This is a genomic window from Alcaligenes sp. DN25 (assembly GCF_023674485.1).
GTDB classification, from domain to species: domain Bacteria; phylum Pseudomonadota; class Gammaproteobacteria; order Burkholderiales; family Burkholderiaceae_B; genus Alcaligenes; species Alcaligenes phenolicus.
This window is the reverse complement of the sequence record NZ_CP098408.1, coordinates 275,081-292,993: the sequence shown is the minus strand read 5'-3', so window position 1 is coordinate 292,993 and position 17,913 is coordinate 275,081. Positions and strand designations below refer to the sequence as shown.

General features: G+C 56.8%; 18 protein-coding genes. 12 read left to right on the top strand and 6 right to left on the bottom strand.

Features of this window, described 5'->3' with window-relative positions; translation table 11 throughout:
• Positions 1 to 19 precede the first annotated feature (19 nt).
• Both NBV64_RS01300 and NBV64_RS01295 read right to left on the bottom strand, forming a co-directional pair.
• Positions 20 to 1,249, bottom strand: coding sequence for a D-alanyl-D-alanine carboxypeptidase family protein (locus tag NBV64_RS01300; protein ID WP_250756484.1), 1,230 nt, complete (start codon positions 1,247 to 1,249; stop codon positions 20 to 22).
• Positions 1,250 to 1,374: 125 nt separating this feature from the next.
• A complete protein-coding gene (locus tag NBV64_RS01295; RefSeq protein WP_021447090.1) occupies positions 1,375 to 2,025 on the bottom strand; it encodes an alpha/beta hydrolase in 651 nt (216 codons plus the stop codon).
• A gap of 57 nt (positions 2,026 to 2,082) precedes the next feature.
• Between NBV64_RS01295 and NBV64_RS01290 the strand changes: the two genes are divergently transcribed.
• The 4 genes from NBV64_RS01290 to NBV64_RS01275 all read left to right on the top strand — a co-directional run bounded on the left by NBV64_RS01290 (position 2,083) and on the right by NBV64_RS01275 (position 5,465).
• The gene (locus NBV64_RS01290; protein ID WP_009460113.1) at positions 2,083 to 2,952 is read left to right on the top strand and encodes a biotin--[acetyl-CoA-carboxylase] ligase; all 870 of its coding nucleotides are present in this window, start codon (positions 2,083 to 2,085) and stop codon (positions 2,950 to 2,952) included.
• Between the two features lie 38 nt (positions 2,953 to 2,990).
• On the top strand, positions 2,991 to 3,827 hold the full coding sequence (locus tag NBV64_RS01285; RefSeq protein WP_250756483.1) for a type III pantothenate kinase: 837 nt from the start codon (positions 2,991 to 2,993) through the stop codon (positions 3,825 to 3,827).
• A 343-nt stretch (positions 3,828 to 4,170) separates the two neighbouring features.
• Positions 4,171 to 5,001, top strand: a complete 831-nt coding sequence (galU, locus tag NBV64_RS01280; protein WP_236780496.1) for a UTP--glucose-1-phosphate uridylyltransferase GalU — start codon at positions 4,171 to 4,173, stop codon at positions 4,999 to 5,001.
• 254 nt (positions 5,002 to 5,255) lie between these two features.
• Positions 5,256 to 5,465: a cold-shock protein gene (locus NBV64_RS01275; protein WP_026483779.1), complete on the top strand. Its 210-nt coding sequence runs from the start codon at positions 5,256 to 5,258 to the stop codon at positions 5,463 to 5,465.
• Between the two features lie 155 nt (positions 5,466 to 5,620).
• On the opposite strand, the gene NBV64_RS01270 is transcribed toward NBV64_RS01275, so the two are convergent.
• Complete coding sequence (locus NBV64_RS01270) at positions 5,621 to 6,946, bottom strand: 3-deoxy-D-manno-octulosonic acid transferase (RefSeq protein WP_250756482.1); 1,326 nt, start codon at positions 6,944 to 6,946, stop codon at positions 5,621 to 5,623.
• Positions 6,947 to 7,131: 185 nt separating this feature from the next.
• The gene (waaC, locus tag NBV64_RS01265) at positions 7,132 to 8,133 is read right to left on the bottom strand and encodes a lipopolysaccharide heptosyltransferase I (RefSeq protein WP_250756481.1); all 1,002 of its coding nucleotides are present in this window, start codon (positions 8,131 to 8,133) and stop codon (positions 7,132 to 7,134) included.
• Positions 8,134 to 8,257: 124 nt separating this feature from the next.
• Here waaC and NBV64_RS01260 point away from each other — a divergent pair, with 124 nt between their 5' ends.
• The 8 genes from NBV64_RS01260 (at position 8,258) to NBV64_RS01225 (ending at position 16,332) form a co-directional block, all read left to right on the top strand.
• Positions 8,258 to 9,157, top strand: a complete 900-nt coding sequence (locus NBV64_RS01260; RefSeq protein ID WP_009460118.1) for a LysR family transcriptional regulator — start codon at positions 8,258 to 8,260, stop codon at positions 9,155 to 9,157.
• Positions 9,158 to 9,255: 98 nt separating this feature from the next.
• Positions 9,256 to 10,059, top strand: coding sequence for a putative hydro-lyase (locus NBV64_RS01255; protein ID WP_250756480.1), 804 nt, complete (start codon positions 9,256 to 9,258; stop codon positions 10,057 to 10,059).
• Positions 10,060 to 10,172: 113 nt separating this feature from the next.
• The gene (locus NBV64_RS01250; RefSeq protein ID WP_009460120.1) at positions 10,173 to 11,219 is read left to right on the top strand and encodes a TRAP transporter substrate-binding protein; all 1,047 of its coding nucleotides are present in this window, start codon (positions 10,173 to 10,175) and stop codon (positions 11,217 to 11,219) included.
• A 91-nt stretch (positions 11,220 to 11,310) separates the two neighbouring features.
• Positions 11,311 to 11,931, top strand: a complete 621-nt coding sequence (locus NBV64_RS01245) for a TRAP transporter small permease subunit (protein WP_009460121.1) — start codon at positions 11,311 to 11,313, stop codon at positions 11,929 to 11,931.
• Positions 11,928 to 13,211: a TRAP transporter large permease gene (locus NBV64_RS01240; RefSeq protein WP_009460122.1), complete on the top strand. Its 1,284-nt coding sequence runs from the start codon at positions 11,928 to 11,930 to the stop codon at positions 13,209 to 13,211. The genes NBV64_RS01245 and NBV64_RS01240 overlap by 4 nt, the downstream gene beginning before the upstream one ends.
• 33 nt (positions 13,212 to 13,244) lie before the next feature.
• Positions 13,245 to 13,928, top strand: a complete 684-nt coding sequence (locus tag NBV64_RS01235; protein WP_009460123.1) for a DUF2848 domain-containing protein — start codon at positions 13,245 to 13,247, stop codon at positions 13,926 to 13,928.
• Between the two features lie 42 nt (positions 13,929 to 13,970).
• Entirely contained in the window at positions 13,971 to 15,326 is a 1,356-nt protein-coding gene (locus tag NBV64_RS01230) for an amidase (RefSeq protein ID WP_035268539.1), read from the top strand.
• Between the two features lie 70 nt (positions 15,327 to 15,396).
• Positions 15,397 to 16,332: a DMT family transporter gene (locus NBV64_RS01225; RefSeq protein WP_137431037.1), complete on the top strand. Its 936-nt coding sequence runs from the start codon at positions 15,397 to 15,399 to the stop codon at positions 16,330 to 16,332.
• Between the two features lie 16 nt (positions 16,333 to 16,348).
• On the opposite strand, the gene fmt is transcribed toward NBV64_RS01225, so the two are convergent.
• Positions 16,349 to 17,290: a methionyl-tRNA formyltransferase gene (gene fmt, locus NBV64_RS01220; RefSeq protein WP_035268544.1), complete on the bottom strand. Its 942-nt coding sequence runs from the start codon at positions 17,288 to 17,290 to the stop codon at positions 16,349 to 16,351.
• 5 nt (positions 17,291 to 17,295) lie between these two features.
• Positions 17,296 to 17,814 (bottom strand): peptide deformylase, encoded by a 519-nt coding sequence (gene def, locus NBV64_RS01215; protein WP_009460127.1) that lies wholly within the window; start codon positions 17,812 to 17,814, stop codon positions 17,296 to 17,298.
• Between the last annotated feature and the right edge of the window lie 99 nt (positions 17,815 to 17,913).

The following is a 17,913-nucleotide window of genomic DNA, read 5'->3' as shown; positions in this document are numbered from 1 at the left end:
TTAGCCTCGCACCAAGGAATTACTCAAACATCAAGCGCACTTTGTCGGCCATACGACCAAAAAAGCCTGCCTCGGGCACATCTTGCAGCACCAGCAAAGGCTGCTCTGCCAAAACTTTGCCATCCAGGGACAAAGTCAGTGTACCGACCTTGTCACCCTTGCTCAACGGAGCCAGCAAAGGCTGGGTATAGTTGGCAACAGGCTTGATTTCCGAGGACTTGCCACGAGGAACTGTCAACCACAAGGCTCCTTCTGTACCCAGGCCTACATTCTCGACCTCACCTTCCCAAACACGGGCGGTGACAGCAGGATTGCTGGCGTCGTACAGTTTGACCGTTTCAAAGTTCTGGAAGCTCCAGTTCAGAAGCTTCAGGCTGTTTTCTGTACGGGCGGCATCGTTCGCTGTACCCACGACAACCGACACCACACGACGACCATCGCGCAAGGCCGTCGACACCAGGCAGTAACCTGCCGATTGGGTATGACCGGTTTTCAAACCATCAACTGTATTGTCCAGCCACAGCAGGCGGTTACGGTTGGGCTGCTTGATATTGTTATAGGTGTACTCTTTCTGGCTGTAGTAGTGCAGGTACTGAGGAAAGCGGGCAACCAGCGCAGCGGACAACACGCCCAGATCACGTACCGAGGTCAGATGCTCGGGGTCAGGCAAGCCGGTGGAGTTCTTGAAATGCGTGGCCGTCAAACCCAGCTTGGCGGCTTCTTCGTTCATCAAGGCAGCAAAAGCACCTTCGCTACCCGCAACGGCTTCGGCCAAGGCAACAGAGGCATCATTGCCCGATTGCACGATCACACCTTGCAGCAGATCATTCACGGCCACTTGCGAATTAACTTTCACGAACATGCGCGAACCTTCGGTGCGCCATGCCTTGTCCGAAATCACAACGGTCTGATCCAGCTTCAGGCGACCGGATTCCAAAGCATCAAAGACCAGATAGGCCGTCATCAGCTTGGTCAGGGAGGCAGGCTCGACCTGTTCGTTCAGCCCTTCTGCCGCGATGATCTGGCCACTATTAACGTCCATGGACAACCAGGCACGTGCCGTCAGGCTAGGTGCGGGTACAACGGACAAATCACCTGGCAAGGCAGGCGTCTGAACGCCAAGCACTTGAGCCGATTCTGTCGGGGTAGGGGTTTGAGTCTGTGCCTGAGCCACCATAGGCAGCGCCAGGGCAAGTGCCACCACACAACGAGAGAGGACTGGAGATGCAAATTTTTGAATAGAAGTCATGGAAAAAATCGATTGCTTTGACAGTGGCGGAAAGAACCCATTATGGCAGAGCCATCTGGGCCTGTGAGGGGCAAGGCCCCTGAGTCTGAACAGGAAAACGCAACGATTTGAAAGCAAAACCCGGCTTAGGTTCCAAGCCCGGCCAAATGACGGCTGACCAACTCACGCAGCTGAATCAGCTTGCCATGAAAAAAGTGGCCGGCCTCGGGCAGCACAACCATGGGCAACTGATGCTCACGCGCAAAGTCCATGCCTTCCGACAAGGGAACGACATCGTCGGTTTCACCGTGCACTAGCAAGGTATCGGCAGGAGGGCTGACATCCCGGAAGCGGAAACGATTGACCGCAGTACCAGTCAGGATGAAGGCGCCGGGCAAAGGTGCCTGGGCTTCCTGCAGGCTGGCATACACTTGAGCAGCGACTGCCGTGCCAAATGAAAACCCGGCCAACATGGATGGGCCGGAACTCCACTGCGGGAAATGTGATGGGAATTGCTCAATCAAAGCCAGCATATCGGCAGTTTCGCCGCGGCTGCTATCGAACTCCCCGGCAGACTTTCCGACACCACGGAAATCCGGGCGTACTGCCAGCAAACCATGTTGAGTGGCACTGCGCGACAAGGTTGTCACCACTTTGTTGTTACGTGCCCCACCATGCAAAGGGTGAGGATGCAGCAACAAGGCCCAGCCCTTGGGCTCGCCCGCTGGCCAGTCCAGAGCACAGTCAATAACACCGGCCTGGCCGGAAAATTGGATTGTATCTACGCGTTCAGACATGCTCAGATCAAATATCACATAAGATTACGTTTAACTCATCCAGTGTACCGGATTGTCATGAATACCTCTTCTGCATTCACCCTACCCAGCCCGCGCGATATGGTGGCAGAGCTGCGTACGCGCTTGCCACATTTTCCCCAGATACGCTGGGTAGACTCGACCGAATCGACCAACGCCGACTTGCTTGCCCTGGCTCGTCAGGAATCCGGGCCGCGTGTGCGTCCCTGGTTGCTGGGCGCACATCTGCAAAGTCGTGGTCGTGGGCGTGCCGGACGCACATGGGAGAACAGCGTCGGTGCAAACCTGATGTTTTCCTGTGCCTTTGATATTTTTCTGCCTGCGCGGCAGCTGCCTACTCTTTCGCCGCTGTCCGGTCTGGCAACAACGGAAGCACTGCGCCAGTTTCTGGAACCGGCAGTGCGTAATCGTCTGGCCATGAAATGGCCGAATGACGTGCTATGGGATCAGGCCAAGCTGTCCGGCATTCTGGTTGAGGCGACCCGCGCCAGTGCAGCGCCCAGCTCCAGTGACCATCATGTGGTGATTATCGGCATAGGCCTGAACCTGCGTGAGGCAGAGACCATCAGCCAGAACACGCAACGCGCCATTGCAGACTGGACCAGCATTGCTGAGCACTCCCAGCAAGCATCTCTGGCACGCTGTTCGGACCTTGTGGCCAAAGTCGCGCAAAGCCTGTACCTGAGCCTGAACCATGTCACAGCCCACGGTTTTGCTGATCTGCCTACACGCTACGCGCAAGTTGACGCACTAATTGGCCAGCAAGTCCATATTATTGACAATGGCCAAGTCCTGCATACAGGCATCGTGACGGGCATCAATACCTCGGGGCAATTATTATTGCGCCACCCCGATGGTTCCGAACGTGCGGTCACAGTGGGCGAAGTTTCCGTTCGCGCTCACCGCTGATCGCTATACTGCACCCTTTTTAGCTCTAACGATCCGGCATGACCCTGCTCATCGACTCTGGCAACACCCGTATCAAACTAGGGTGGTGTCATCCTTTAAGCGGCGCGCGCGAAAGCCAGCCGGTTAGCGTGCATGCCGACCAATTGGATCAATTGGCGGTTTGGCTGGAGGCAGGCCAGGCCCCGCTGCAAGAATTCGCCCAACAAAAAGGTGTACAAGCACTAGGGGTGAATGTGGCCGGGCCACAGGTCCAAGCGCAAATTGATGCAGCCGTCAGCCGTCTGGGCTTGGGCTCGGTACGCTGGTTGCAGGCCCAAGAGCAGGCTTTTGGGCTACACAACGATTATGAACAGGCTGGCCAATTGGGTGCCGACCGTTGGGCCTCCTTATTAGGGTTAAGCGATTTGCTAACCCAGGAATACCCGGTCGACCAAGGCGCCTTGCTGATCAGCTTTGGTACTGCTACCACAATTGACTTGCTGGGACCTGCACAAAATGGAGTGCGTCACTTTTTAGGTGGCTCCATTCTGCCCGGTCCCAGCTTGATGCTGGCTTCACTCAAGCAAAATACGGCGCAGCTTCCTGAGGCGCATGGGCAAACTGCGGCGTTCCCACGAAATACTCAAGAAGCTATCAGTACCGGGGTGGCTGCCGCACAGGCTGGAGCCGTGTTGCGACAATGGGAGAAAGGCCGTCAGCATCTGGGACACAGCCCATTGGTCTTTTTGGCGGGCGGTGGCCGCGCACTGGCCCAGCAAGAACTGTTAGAACAATTAAGTCATCATTGCCGTTTGCTCAATATAGAGCCCCCCCATCTACACGAGCTGGAAACTCCTGCCTTGCGAGGTCTGTCGCTGTTTGCGGCGCACCCGTAAGTCGATTCGAGCTTATAACGGTCCCTCTGCCCCCTCTTGCCTGTGAACTGCCGGTGACCCATAGATACGATTAGCATTAAAACGGATGAACTTAAACTCCCCTACCCGTACAATCTTGGGTTGAACTGTATTTTTCAGGGCATTTGCGATGCGACTGCTTTTCATATTGATCCTGGTGGCAAACCTTGCCTTGCTGGCTTTTGGACAAGGCTTTTTTGGCACGCCCCCCAGCGAACAAGGCCGTGAGCCTAGACAGTTTTCGCAGCGTAACCAAGATGCCATTCAACTTGGAACCCCGGCCCATCCAACGCCCGCTTCCCCTTGATCCTCGATTGACGACACTATGAAACCCATACGCAAAGCTGTTTTCCCCGTCGCTGGTCTAGGCACGCGTTTTTTGCCTGCCACCAAGGCCATGCCCAAGGAAATGTTGCCTATTGTCGACAAGCCGCTGATTCAGTATGCCGTTGAAGAAGCCATTGCCGCTGGAGTCACAGAACTGATCTTTATCACCGGCCGCAACAAGCGAGCCATTGAAGATCACTTTGACAGCATCCCGGAACTGGAACACGAACTGGAAGGCAAGAACAAGCTGGAGTTGCTGGATGCCGTTCAAAACATCATTCCCAGCCATGTCAGCTGTATTTACACCCGCCAGCCACGCGCGCTGGGTCTGGGCCATGCCGTGCTGTGCGCTGCACCCATCGTGGGCAACGAGCCCTTCCTGGTCCTGCTGGCGGACGACCTGATCGACGCCACCACACCCGTATCGCGGCAACTGGTTGAGGCTGCGCATCAATACAACGGAAGTATTGTGGCAACTCAAAATGTAAATAGAAATGAAACAAATAAATATGGAATTGTTTCGGGTAATTTAGTCGACTCAAAAGCAACTCGACTTAATGGAATTGTTGAAAAGCCCGCACCCGAAGTAGCCCCTTCTACACAAGCCGTTGTAGGCCGTTATGTATTGGAACCGGAAATATTTGACCACCTGCGACGCACTCAAGCAGGGGTAGGTGGAGAGATTCAATTAACGGATGGAATTGCCAGTCTTTTGGAAAGTCGTGCGGTATATGCATATGAATATGAAGGCACACGTTACGACTGTGGTAGCAAGTCCGGTTTCTTTCATGCTACGCTTGAATTTGGTCGTAAATACCACGGACTTTAACGAGGGGCGCAGAGGGGTCCGTTACGATAACAAGCTTGGTTGCAATTGTTGATCAAACACTGCCTTAAAACCACGCAGAGGGTCGATTTAGCTTGACTTACAGGTTAAATACCCCCTACGATTGGCGGTGCAGGATTTCAAGTTCGTCGAAGTTTGTTCAATACGGTATTGTTTCTAATACTCATTGCCCTGATTTTTACATCTTGACAATCTTTTTTGAGCAGATTGCTCGTCATTTTTAGGGAATGCAGGAAATGCAAACAGAAACCGGTATCGTGAAATGGTTCAATAACGAAAAAGGCTACGGCTTTATCTCCCCCGACAACGGTGGCAAAGATCTTTTCGTTCACCATTCCGACATCTTGGGCACGGGCTTTAAATCCTTGGAAGAAAACCAGCGCGTTTCGTACGTGTCGGCTGAAGGCCAAAAGGGTCCACAAGCTAAGAGCATCCAAAAACTGTAAATCGATCTCGATTAGTTTTTAGATCTCAAAAAAGCCCGCTAAATGCGGGCTTTTTTATTTAACTTGATCCAAATCAAGACGAGCTGTCCTCAAATCGCCACAAATTCCAAAACGCGTAAAACTAAATACTTATTAGCTAATAAACAGCTACGTATTTAATCGCGGATTTGTGCCAATCCAGAAAGTACACGCTGCACTGCGCCTTCGTGCATTTGAACCCAATGCAAACCCGCATCAGCCATTTTGTGATGGCGTGCTGGATCATCTACTAGCTCCAGTGCCTGCTGCAACGCCAAGGCTGGCGTACCCGCACGTATCGCAGCGCCGGCCTGCATGGCATCTTGCATGGCTTGGGCAAAATTATGAGTATGCGGGCCCACAATCACAGGGACACCCACTGCGCAGGCCTCGATAAAGTTCTGCCCGCCCAAAGGCTGGAAGCTGCCCGCCACAATGGCGACTCGTGCCAGGCCGTAATACCAGTGCATTTCACCTAGGGTGTCGCCCAGCAGCACATCCACTTCACGACAAGCCTTGATCGCACTGGTGCTGGTATCGCCCTGCTCCAGCAACTCGCTACGCCGCACGGAACGCAAACCTAGCTGATTCAGATAATCTGCCGCTTCTTCAAACCGCTCCGGGTGACGTGGAATCACAACAAACAGGACGGGGCTATGCAGCTCGCTCCCATGCTTGCGTTCACGGCGCAGGTAATGGGCAATGGCATCAATGAAATCGACATGCTCAGTCTCGCGCGTACTGGCGATCACCACCACACGCCGTCCCAGGTCACTGGCAAAGCCACGGCCACGTGCAATCTTGTCCTGTGGCAAAACTACATCAAACTTCAGATTCCCTGACACGCGCACGCCTTGTGCGCCCGCCAACTCCAGCCGCTGTGCATCAGCCAGGCTTTGTGCATAGATCAACTTGAAGGAGCGGTAGGCCTCTCGCATGACCGAACCTGCTTTCAGGCTGGTACGCAATGCACTTTCCGAGAACCGGGCACTGGCCAACATCATGGGAACACCTTGCCGGCGTGCCGCAGCCAATAGATTGGGCCACACCTCGCGTTCAATCAGCACCCCGGCACATGGCCGGTAATGGGCGAAAAAACGTCGTACCGAGCCCGGAAAGTCGTAGGGTAGCCATTGTTGCAGCAATTGCCCGCTGGCAATCTCAGCCGCAAACGCAGTCGCACCTTCTGTACGGCCCGTAACTGTCATATGGGTTAACAGGACCGTCTCACCCTGATCCAGCAAAGCACGAATCAAAGGCTGCGCCGCACGCGTTTCACCCAAGCTGACCGCATGCACCCACACCGGGGCTTTCCTGGGCGCAGGCAGCGAACCATAAAAACCAAAGCGGGACCCCGATAACACCTGCCATTCGCCACCAGCTCGACGGGCACGCAAGCCCATCCAGGCCATCAAGGCTGGAGCCAATATACGAATAGAGGCGGTATAGAAGAATCGGTTCACCCGCTTAGCCTCAGTACGAAATCAGCAGCAGCCAAGCCACGCTCGGCGCTACCAGGAAGACGAATAGAAAATAATGTCAGGCAGACAAAGGGCCTGCACCCAGGCGGGGCTGCAGGCCCCTTAGCATCGCGTATTGTAAGCACAAAGCCGGCTGACAAAAAAACGAATTGGCGATCAGACCCGAACTAGCCTTTTAGCGCGTCCAACAAGGCCGCCTCCGGCACTACTGTCCGCCCCAGCGCCTGATCGATGGCACAGAGCACCGTTTCCGCTGAAGGAGGATGCCCACGCTCACCCAGGCTGGCGGTGTAGGCGGAACCTTCCAGGGGGGTACGCACAGGGGTCGAGGCTTTATAGATACCAATAGTAGGACGACCCAAACCGGCTGACAAATGCGTCAGACCACTGTCCAGACCCACCATGACTTGCGCTCCAGCCAATTGCAGAGCGATAGGCGTCAACTCCATTCGTGGCATCACCTGAGCCTGGCTGCGACCGACAATCAGCGCCTCGGCACGGGCAGACTCGGCAGGGCTGCCCGCCAACAAGCGCAGTGCCATCCCTTCCCCTTGCAGGCGATCAAAGACCTGTTGCCAGTTCTCCGGCTCCCAGAGCTTATCGTCGCGGCTGGCCGACGGCATGATGATGGCGTACGGATCCTCGTCCTTGGGGGCTTGCGCGGCCAGACCCTGCAAACCAAAATCAGGAGCGCCTTCAAACTGATAGCCAAAGGCAGACGCGGCCAAGCTGCGCTGACGGAACACAGCAGGCTGCCAGAAACCGACGCGATGACGCACATCGTAGAACAGCGAGGCCAGCGGTTCACGCGCCGACTTCCAATCCAGCCCATGACGACAGCCTTTAGTCTGCCGTACCAGCCAGATGGATTTCATCAGCGCCTGCATATCCAGCACAACATCGTATTGGCGTGATTGCAGTTGTTCGCGCAAGGCGGCGCGTTCCTGGCGTGTCTGGGCAGACCACCACTGTTTGCGCCAGCGCCGATGCGCCACCGGGATCACTTCATTTACTGCCGGATGCCAGCCCGGAATCTGAGCAAAGCTCTCTTCTACGAGCCAATCAATTTGTGCACCGGGCACATGGCGTGCAATGTCCGAGATTGCTGGCAGCATATGCACCAGATCTCCCAAAGAGGACGTACGCACAATCAGTATCTTGCAAGTCATGGGCGAATTATAGTGGTGGCCGCGTCCAATCAAACAAAGATGCAGAAAAATATCCGCCTGCTCTACTTATGCCCGCCAATTGCCATCAGGCATAATAAGACTGCCTATTTTCTGGACCGGAAACATGATTGATCTCAAACAGATCGAAGCCTTTGTATGGGTTGCCGAGCTTGGCGGTTTCCGGGCAGCTGCCGAAAAACTCAACACGACCCAACCGTCTATTTCTCAGCGTATCGCCGGACTGGAATCCAGTCTGGAGCTGCGCTTGTTTGATCGGGGTGCCCGGGGCATCAAGCTGACCGATAAAGGCCAGGAGTTGTTGTCGCACGCACAGCGCATGCTGGATCTGCGTACCGAGATGCTGCGCGCCGCCAAAGAGCAGAACGCCATCCGCGGCCTGCTGCGTCTGGGGGTGGCTGAAACCATTGTGCAGACCTGGCTGCATGAGCTGATCGACAAGCTGCATCAGGAATACCCTGCTTTGGTCATCGAGATTCATGTCGACACCACCAGCGTGCTGCGCCAGCAACTGGCCAGCTTCCAGATTGATATGGCCATGATTGTGGGCGTAGGCCAGGATCCCAAAGAACAATGCATTCGACTGTGCGCTTATCAGTTAGGCTGGGTCGCCAGTCCCGAATTGAAGTTGCATGGCCGCAAAGTCAGCGTTTCCGAGCTAGGGGTTTACCCTGTAATCACCTATCCATCCGGTAGCGTTCCCTACCTCGCCACACGCGAAGCTTTGCTGCGTGCCGGCGTCAAATCCCCACGTATTTTTGGCAGTGCATCGCTAAGCACAATCGTGCAAATGACGCGTCATGCCATGGGCCCCAGCGTGCTGGCTCCCGAGGTCATAAAAGACGAGCTTTCCGAGGGAAAACTGCGCCTTTTGAAGGTGGATCAACCCCTGCCGGCCATCGAATTTTTTGCCTGCTGGATGGATTCTCCGGACAGTCATATTGCCCGCGTCGTGGCCAATCACGCCCAAGAAATCGCCCAACAATACGTGCAGTCCGATAAGTAATCGTTATGGCCTAGGATTCAAACATACGATTGGACACAAATTATCTGATCGGTTGCAATCCGAGGCTGTGATCAACCCCCTTTGTGCGAGTGGTCATCATGAACCTGCAAACCCTGCCTGTGCTGGCGCCCGAGGCTGAAAAATGCCGCGAGCTGATCCGTCAAGAAACTCATACTGGTCCTACCGCAGGACTGGCCGCAGGCTATGTGCAGGCCAACCTGATGATTCTGCCCAAAGACTGGGCCGATGAGTTCCTGCTGTTTTGTCAGCGCAACCCCAAACCCTGCCCTTTATTAGCCGTGACGGAACCCGGTCAGTTTCAGGTGCCAACCTTGGGTGGCTCGATTGATCTGCGCACGGATTTCCCTCGTTACCGTGTCTGGCAGAACGGCGAGCTCAGCGCCGAGCCACTGAACATTGAAGATGTCTGGCGCGATGATCTGGTGTCCTTTCTGATTGGCTGCTCCTTCTCCTTTGAAGAAGCGCTGCTGGCCGACGGCATTGATGTACGCCATATCAGTGCGGGCGTGAATGTGCCCATGTATCGCAGCTCTATCCAGACCCAGGGCACACAGCGCCTGTCTGGCCCGCTGGTGGTATCGATGCGCCCCATGCGTGCGGCCGATGCCATTCGCGCCATTCAGATCACCTCGCGCTTTCCGTCCGTGCACGGTGCCCCGGTTCATATTGGCAATCCGTCCCTGATTGGAATCAGCGACCTGCAACAACCCGACTATGGCGATGCTGTGCCAGTCGGCTCCGACGAATTACCCGTTTTCTGGGCTTGCGGCGTTACCCCTCAAGCCGTCGCCGCCCAGGCCAAGCCGCAGTTTTGTATCACGCATGCCCCTGGCCATATGTTGATTACCGATCTGCCCAACACACGGCTGGCCGCGCTTTAAGCAAGTTTTGACCGACACAAAACCGGTCACCCCTTTGGTTTCAATATGCAGCCCCTTCAAACAGGGAGCGCACTCTATCAACCATACAGCTGGACCGCTATTAGGAGCACCTTATGAAAAAAATCGTACTGACCTCCCTGGCTTTGGGCTCGCTGGCCCTGGGCTCTGCTGCCATGGCCCAGGAACTGCCCAAGACTTCTTTGAAAGTTGTCGGTGGCTTGAGCAACCTGACCGCCTACCAGAACACCGAGCAGCCCTTCTGGACCAAGAAAGTACCTGAGCTGTCCGGCGGCCAGATCACGGCCGATATCAAGGGCTTTAACGACATGGGCCTGAAAGGTCCTGAAATCATGCGCTTGATCAGCCAAGGTGTGATTCCTTTCGGTACCGCCACCCTGGCTTACTTTGCCAGCGACAACTCCATTAACGAAGCGATCGACCTGGCTGGTCTGGCTCCCGATATTGAAGTGGCCAAGAAGCTGACCGACGCGTTCACTCCCGCCTACGAACAGTTCTACGCCAAGAGCAACGTCAAGGTTCTGGGCTTTTCCACCTACCCTGCCCAAGTTCTGTTTTGCAATGGCAACTTCAATGGCCTGAGCGACCTGAAAGGCAAGAAGGTGCGTACCAGCAGCCGTACTCAGGCTGAATTCGTTCAGGCTCTGGGCGGCAACAGCGTGACCATCCCATTCGGTGAAGTGGTTCCCGCACTGCAAAACGGCGTGGTCGATTGCGCCATTACCGGCTCCATGTCCGGTTACTCGGCCAAATGGTACGAAGTCAGCTCCAAGCTGTACGAAATGCCAATCAACTGGAACCAACAGATTCACGCTGCCAACCTGGGCACCTGGAACAAGCTGGACCCCAAAGTTCAAGAGTTCCTGGCCAGCAACATCAAGGCCATGACCGAAGAAATCTGGGTTGCCGCTGCCAAGGAAACACAGGAAGGCTATGACTGCAACACGGGCGCCGACGCTTGCACGCAGCCCGTCAAAGGCAAGATGACTCTGGTCAAGCCTACCGACGCTGACCGTGAACTGCTCAAGAAAGTCATGAGCGAGACCGTGGTTCCCAAGTGGGCCGAGCGTAGCGCCGCCGACACCGTGGCTGCATTCAACACCAGCCTGAGCCCGATCCTGGGCTTCGAAGCCAAGAAGTAAATCTGTACGTCCTGCCTGCCACCGGACTCACGGTGGCAGGCTGCCTGTACCCCAGGCCCCTCCCTCCTAGACCCTGTACGGGGTAGACATCATGGAAAATACCGAAAAATTCGCCATGCTGAACCGTTTGCTGTCCGCCGCCACATCCCTGTCGCGCGTCGCCATCTGGTTCGCAGGCAGCCTGACATTGATCAGCGCCCTCTACATCACCGCGGACGTCCTGTTCCGCAAATTCAGTGGCAGCTCTCTGGGCGGCTCGGATGAACTGTCCGGCTATGCCTTTGCCATCAGCATTTCCTGGGCACTGTCCTTTGCCACCCTGCAACGGGCCAATATCCGTATCGACGCCATCTACCAGCACCTGCCTGTTCGTCTGGCTGCCCTGCTGGACTGGATTGCTCTGGTGGCCCTGTCTGTTTTCATTGTCTACCTGACCTTGTACGCCACCGACGTGGCCGGCCTGTCCTGGACCAACCAGTCCACCGCCAACACCGCCATGGGCACTCCCTTGTGGATTCCCCAGTTCCTGTGGGTGGGCGGCCTGATCTGGTTATGCGTCGTTCTGGCCTTGATGCTGCTGCGCTCCAGCCTGGCCCTGATTACAGGTGACCTGGCCGGTATCCAATCCCTGTGCGGTATCCGCAGCACCCAGGAAGAAGCCTCTGAAGAAGCCGAGGCTGGCAAACGCATGGTGCAAGGGGACGCCAAATGATTACAACCGCACTGACTCTCTTGCTCGTTCTGATCGGACTGAGCATTCCCGTGGGCGCTGCCCTGGGTGTTTTGGGCCTGATTCTGGACCCGCTGTACTCCATGCTGCCCCTGACCGGCGCATTGGGTGAAATTTCCTGGGGCACCAGCAACGAATTCCTGCTGGTGGCCATTCCCCTGTTCATCATGCTGGGCGAGATCCTGCTGCGCTCGGGCATGGCTGAACGTATGTACAACGCCATGAGCCTGTGGCTGTCCTGGCTGCCCGGCGGCCTGATGCACGCCAACATTGGTGCCAGCGCCCTGTTTGCCGCCACCTCCGGTTCCAGCGTGGCCACTGCTGCCACCGTGGGCACCGTGGCCCTGCCGCAAATCAAGAAACAAGGCTATAACGAGCCTCTGTTCCTGGGTAGTCTGGCCGCTGGCGGTACCTTGGGCATTCTGATTCCGCCTTCGATCAACCTGGTGATCTACGGCGTACTGACCAACACTTCGGTGCCCAAGCTGTACCTGGCCGGCATCATCCCCGGTTTGGGCATGGCCTTGCTGTTCATGTTGGCAATTGCTGCTGCATGTATGGTCAAACCCAAATGGGGCGGTGCGAAGATCAAGGCCTCCTGGGGCCAGCGTTTTGCCAGCCTGGTGCACCTGGTTCCACCACTGGGCATTTTCCTGCTGGTCGTGGGCTCGATTTACGCCGGTGTTGCCACCCCAACCGAGGCTGCTGCCCTGGGTGTGGTCGGTGCTCTGATTCTGGCTGCCTTCTCGGGCCGTATGAGCTGGAACATGATCAAGGAAGTGCTGGAAGGCACCATGAAAGCCACCGCCATGATCATGCTGATCGTGATCGGTTCGGCCTTCCTGAACTTTGTCATGTCCGCCACTGGCCTGACCAATGCGCTGACCGACGCCATCACGGGCCTGGGTGTCTCGCCCATGGTCATGTTGATGATCATCGTGGTGTTCTACCTGGTGCTGGGCTGCTTCATGGAAACCCTGTCCATGATGATCACCACCATCCCTATCGTGGCTCCCATCATGATCGCCCTGGGCTTTGATCCGGTGTGGCTGGGTATTGCCATCATCATTCTGGTGGAAGTGGCGCTGATCACTCCGCCGGTTGGTCTGAACCTGTTTGTGGTCCAGAGCCTGCGCAAGAGCGGCAGCATGAATGACGTCATGATGGGCAGCCTGCCCTTTGTGATCATGCTGCTGGCCATGGTGGGCCTGCTGGCTATCTTCCCGGATCTGGCTTTGTGGCTGCCACGCCTGTTCGGTTAATCCCAATCTGTCTTTGAGTAAACGAGTACTGCTATGCGTTTGACCTTTGAACTGGCCCAGGCCACCCACACTGAAATCATCGAAGCTGATTTGCAGCACTGCATCGTGGCCGGCTGGGCTGGCCGCGATCTGGCTGCCATCGAGCACCATATTGAAGAGCTGGCCGAACTGGGCGTACCGCGCCCTAGCTCGGTGCCTTTGTACTACCGCATCGCCGCCAACCAGATGATCCAGGATGCCGACATCCAGGTCGTGGGCTCCGGTTCGTCCGGCGAGACCGAAGTGTTTGTGTTCAACCACCAGGGCCGCCTGCTGGTCAGCCTGGCCTCGGACCACACGGACCGCGTACTGGAAGCCCACAGCGTGGCCCTGTCCAAGCAGATCTGCGCCAAGCCCGTTGCTCGCGAAGCCTGGTTGTTCAGCGACGTGGCCGACTACTGGGACGAGCTGATCATCCGCGCCTACATTCAGGAAGACGGCAAGGAAGTTCTGTACCAGGACGGTCCCTTGTCCACCCTGAAGAACCCGCTGGAGCTGATCGAAGGCTACTTCCAGTCCACCACCATGCCTGAAGGCTTTGGCATGACCTGCGGTACCGTGGGTGCCATCGGCGGCATTCGTCCTGCAACCCAGTTCACCATGGAACTGTATGACCCCCGCCGCGAACGCAGCATCCGTCATACCTACGTAACCGAAATCCTGCCTGAAGTAGCCTAAACTGGCCCAGCCCGCCCCACCCATTTATTTTGCGAGTGACCCATGCTAGCGACTATTACCGAACTGCAACGTGCTCTTGATCGTGGCGAAACCACCTCGGTCGAACTGACCCAGCAAGCCCTGGACCGTATCCAGGACGAAAGCCGTGACGGCGCTGCCACGTTCATCGAAGTGTTTGCTGAACAGGCTCTGGCCGCCGCCAAAGCCTCCGACATTTTGCGCGCTGCCGGTTTGAGCCGCTCGCTGGTTGAAGGTCTGCCCATGTCGGTCAAGAACCTGCATGACATCGCGGGCTGCATCACTCTGGGTGGGTCGGCTGTACTGAAAGACGCCGAACCGGCCGAACAGAACGCCACCATTGTGGAGCGCCTGCTGCGCGCCGGTGCCATTCTGATCGGCTCCACCAATATGACCGAGTTTGCCTTCTCCGGTCTGGGCATCAACCCCCACTACGGTACGCCTCGTTCCGTTTGGGACCGTGACAATGCCCGCATCCCGGGTGGTTCGTCCTCCGGCGCCGGCGTGGCCGTCGCTCAAGGCATGTCGGTTTTCTCCATTGGTACCGACACGGGCGGCTCCATCCGTATTCCTTCGGCCTTTAACGGCCTGACCGGTTTCAAACCCACCGCCGAGCGCGTTCCCAGCGAAGGCACCATGCCTTTGTCGCGCAGCCTGGACTCCAATGGCCCTCTGGCTGCCTCGGTAGAGTGTTGTGCCATTGTGGACTCCATCCTGACCGATCAGCCTTATGTGCCCGTGGCAACACCTGCCCTGGACACCTTGCGTCTGGCTGTGCCCAAGACCTTTGTGTTTGACGGCATTGATGAAACCGTGCGCGCCGCCTTTGACCGTGCCATCGCCCTGCTGCGTGAGCAAGGCGCTGTGGTTGAGGAAATCAACTTGCCCGAGTTTGACCAACTGCCGCAGATCAACCGCAAAGGCGGTTTTGTCTGCGCCGAAGCCTGGTCCGTGCACCGCGACACCCTGCAAAGCAAGGGCGAGCAATACGACCCACGCGTGGCCTCCCGCATCCTGCGCGGCAAGGACATCGATTGCGCCGACTACATCGAACTGCAAGACACCCGCCAGGCCTGGATCAGCGCGGTGGAAAGCCGTCTGGAGCGCTACGACGCCGTCCTGATGCCTACCGTGCCCGTTGTCGCTCCCCGCATTGCCGATCTGAAAGAGTCGGACGACGTCTACTTCGCCACTAACGGCCTGGTCCTGCGCAACCCCACCCTGATCAACTTCCTGGACGGCTGCGCCCTGTCGCTGCCTTGTCATGCCGCTGATGAAGCCCCTGTGGGCCTGATGGTAGCAGCTCCTGCCTACCACGACGAACATCTGCTGGCAGTAGGTTCAGCAATCGAACGGGTATTACCCCTGCGCAAACGCTAATCCAGTAAGATTTACGTTCCTTCCAGGACGGCCATCCGGCCGTCCTTGTGCTTTTCGTCAGGAGCCTGTCATGAGCACACCCCAGTCCTCCTCCTTGCCCCAGACCCTGACACCCACGGTCTTTCCCTTGGCGGGGGTGCTCATTCTGATTCTGTCTTCCTGGGCCCTGTCGGGTCTGGATGCCAGCGGCAAATGGATCATGGGCTTTGGCGTGCCCCTGCTGGTGATGTGCTGGTTTCGCTACGTCATCCATCTGGGATTAGTGCTGGCGCTGGTCTTGCCGGTCAAGGGCCGCAAGATCCTGCGCAGCTCCCGCCCCAAAGCACAAATTTTGCGTGGCACAGTGATGATGCTGTCCACCTTCTCGTTTTTCAACGCCTTGAGCTATCTGCCTCAAGCCGAAGCCACCTCCATCAACTTTCTGGCCCCTTTGCTGGTGCTGTCTGTTGCCCCCTGGATTCTGAAAGAGCCACCGCGCATCAGTCGCTGGGTAGCTGCCGGAGTCGGCTTTCTGGGCGTGCTGATCATCATCCGACCTACCGCTGGCCTGCACCCAATAGGGGTGATGTTTGGCTTGATGACCGCCTGTCTGTTCGCCACGCAATTTATCGCAACACGTCGCGTGGCCGTGGACAATTCGCTGACCACCCTGATCTGGAGCGGTGCAGTCGGCAGCATCTGCCTGACCATTGCCTTACCCTTTTTACTGCCCGCCGCCCTGCCTGCCTTAAAAGAGCTGAGCTTTTTCCAATGGTTGATTCTGATTTCGACCGGACTGTGGGGTTGTCTGGGCCATCTGCTACAAATACAGGCCTATCAACGCGCCTCGGCGTCTTTGCTGGCCCCGTTTGTGTATCTGCAAATTGTGGCCGCAGCCGCGCTGGGATGGCTGATCTGGGGTCAGTTCCCGGATGTCTTTACCTGGATCGGGATTGCCGTGGTGTGTACCAGCGGCATTGTGATTGGGACTCTGGAGTGGCGGCGCCAGAACAGGTCTGGCGCCTGAGTCCAGGTGGCAAGGCTTAGCGAGACTGCCAGCCCTGCACAAAGACGGCGACGGGCTGACGCTTGGAACCGGCTTTTTGCAGCTCCAGCAAACGCAACACACCTTCACCGCAAGCCACGTCAATGCCTTGGGCACTGACGTTCAGAACCTCACCAGGTTCTGCTGAATGCTTTTGCTCTAGCGCCTGAGCGCGCCAAACCTTCACGGGCTGCTCCAAACCGGGCAGGGACAGGGTGGAGCCAGGCACTGGGTCAAACGCGCGAATACGGCGCTCCAGCTCCTTGGCCGGTTGGCCTAAATCCAGCACCGATTCGGCCTTGGACAGTTTCTCGGCGTAGGTCACACCTTCTTCTGGCTGGGGAGTCGCCTGCAAGGTGCCATCACGCACTTGCTGCAAGGCTTCCAGCAAGGCCTGTGCACCTAGCTGCGCCAAATCGTCATGCAGGGTTGCGGCACTGTGATCATCACGAATCGCCAGCTCGCTGCGCACCAGCATATCGCCGGTATCCAGGCCTTCATCCATCTGCATGATGGTAATGCCCGTGGCCGCATCACCCGCCTGAATTGCACGCTGAATCGGTGCCGCACCGCGCCAACGAGGCAGGAGGCTGGCATGAATATTGAAGCAACCATAGCGCGGCAGCTCCAAAGTCCACTTGGGCAAAATCAGACCGTAGGCTGCCACCACCATCAGATCCGGCTGTAAATCCAGCAAGGTCTGGCGGGCCTGGGCTGCTTCCTCGGGATACTTGCCATCCAGACGCAAGCTGTGCGGCTGCAGCACCGGGATATTAGCGTTCACAGCGGCTTGCTTGACCGGGCTGGGACTGAGCTTCATGCCACGGCCAGCTGGACGGTCTGGCTGCGTCATGACCAAAGGAACATCAAAGCCCTGTGCTAACAGGGCTTCCAGGGCGATACGGGCAAAATCCGGAGTGCCGGCAAAAACAATACGCATGGCGACTATTGCCCTGCCTTCAGTGCTTCACGTTGCTGCTTGCGCAGACGGCTGCGGATACGCTCACGCTTGAGCACGGACAGGTACTCCACAAACACCTTGCCATCCAGGTGGTCCAGTTCATGCTGAACACACACGGCAAGCAGGCCATCGGCTTCTTTCTCGTACCACTCGCCTTTTTCATTCTGGGCCTTGAAGCGAATATTGGCGGCGCGCTCAACCTTGTCGTAGGTATCAGGTACAGACAGGCAGCCTTCTTCGTAGACCTTCAGCTCTTCGCTTTTCCAGGTGATTTCCGGGTTGATCAGCACCAGCAATTCATTGCCGCTTTCCGATACGTCAATGACCACCACGCGCTCGTGCACGTCAACCTGCGTCGCGGCCAGCCCTACGCCGGGCGCGTCATACATGGTCTCGGCCATATCCTTGACCAGTTTGCGAATACGGTCGTCGACCTCCTGCACGGGTTTGGCAACCGTGTGCAGACGTGGGTCAGGAAATTTCAGGATAGGAAGCAAAGCCATTGTCATGTCCGAAGAAAAAGCGATAAGTCGATATAATAAAACAAGTTTCAGGGCGGCACCCGATTGCCCCGGCAGCATATGAAGCCCTAGCCCCCGAAG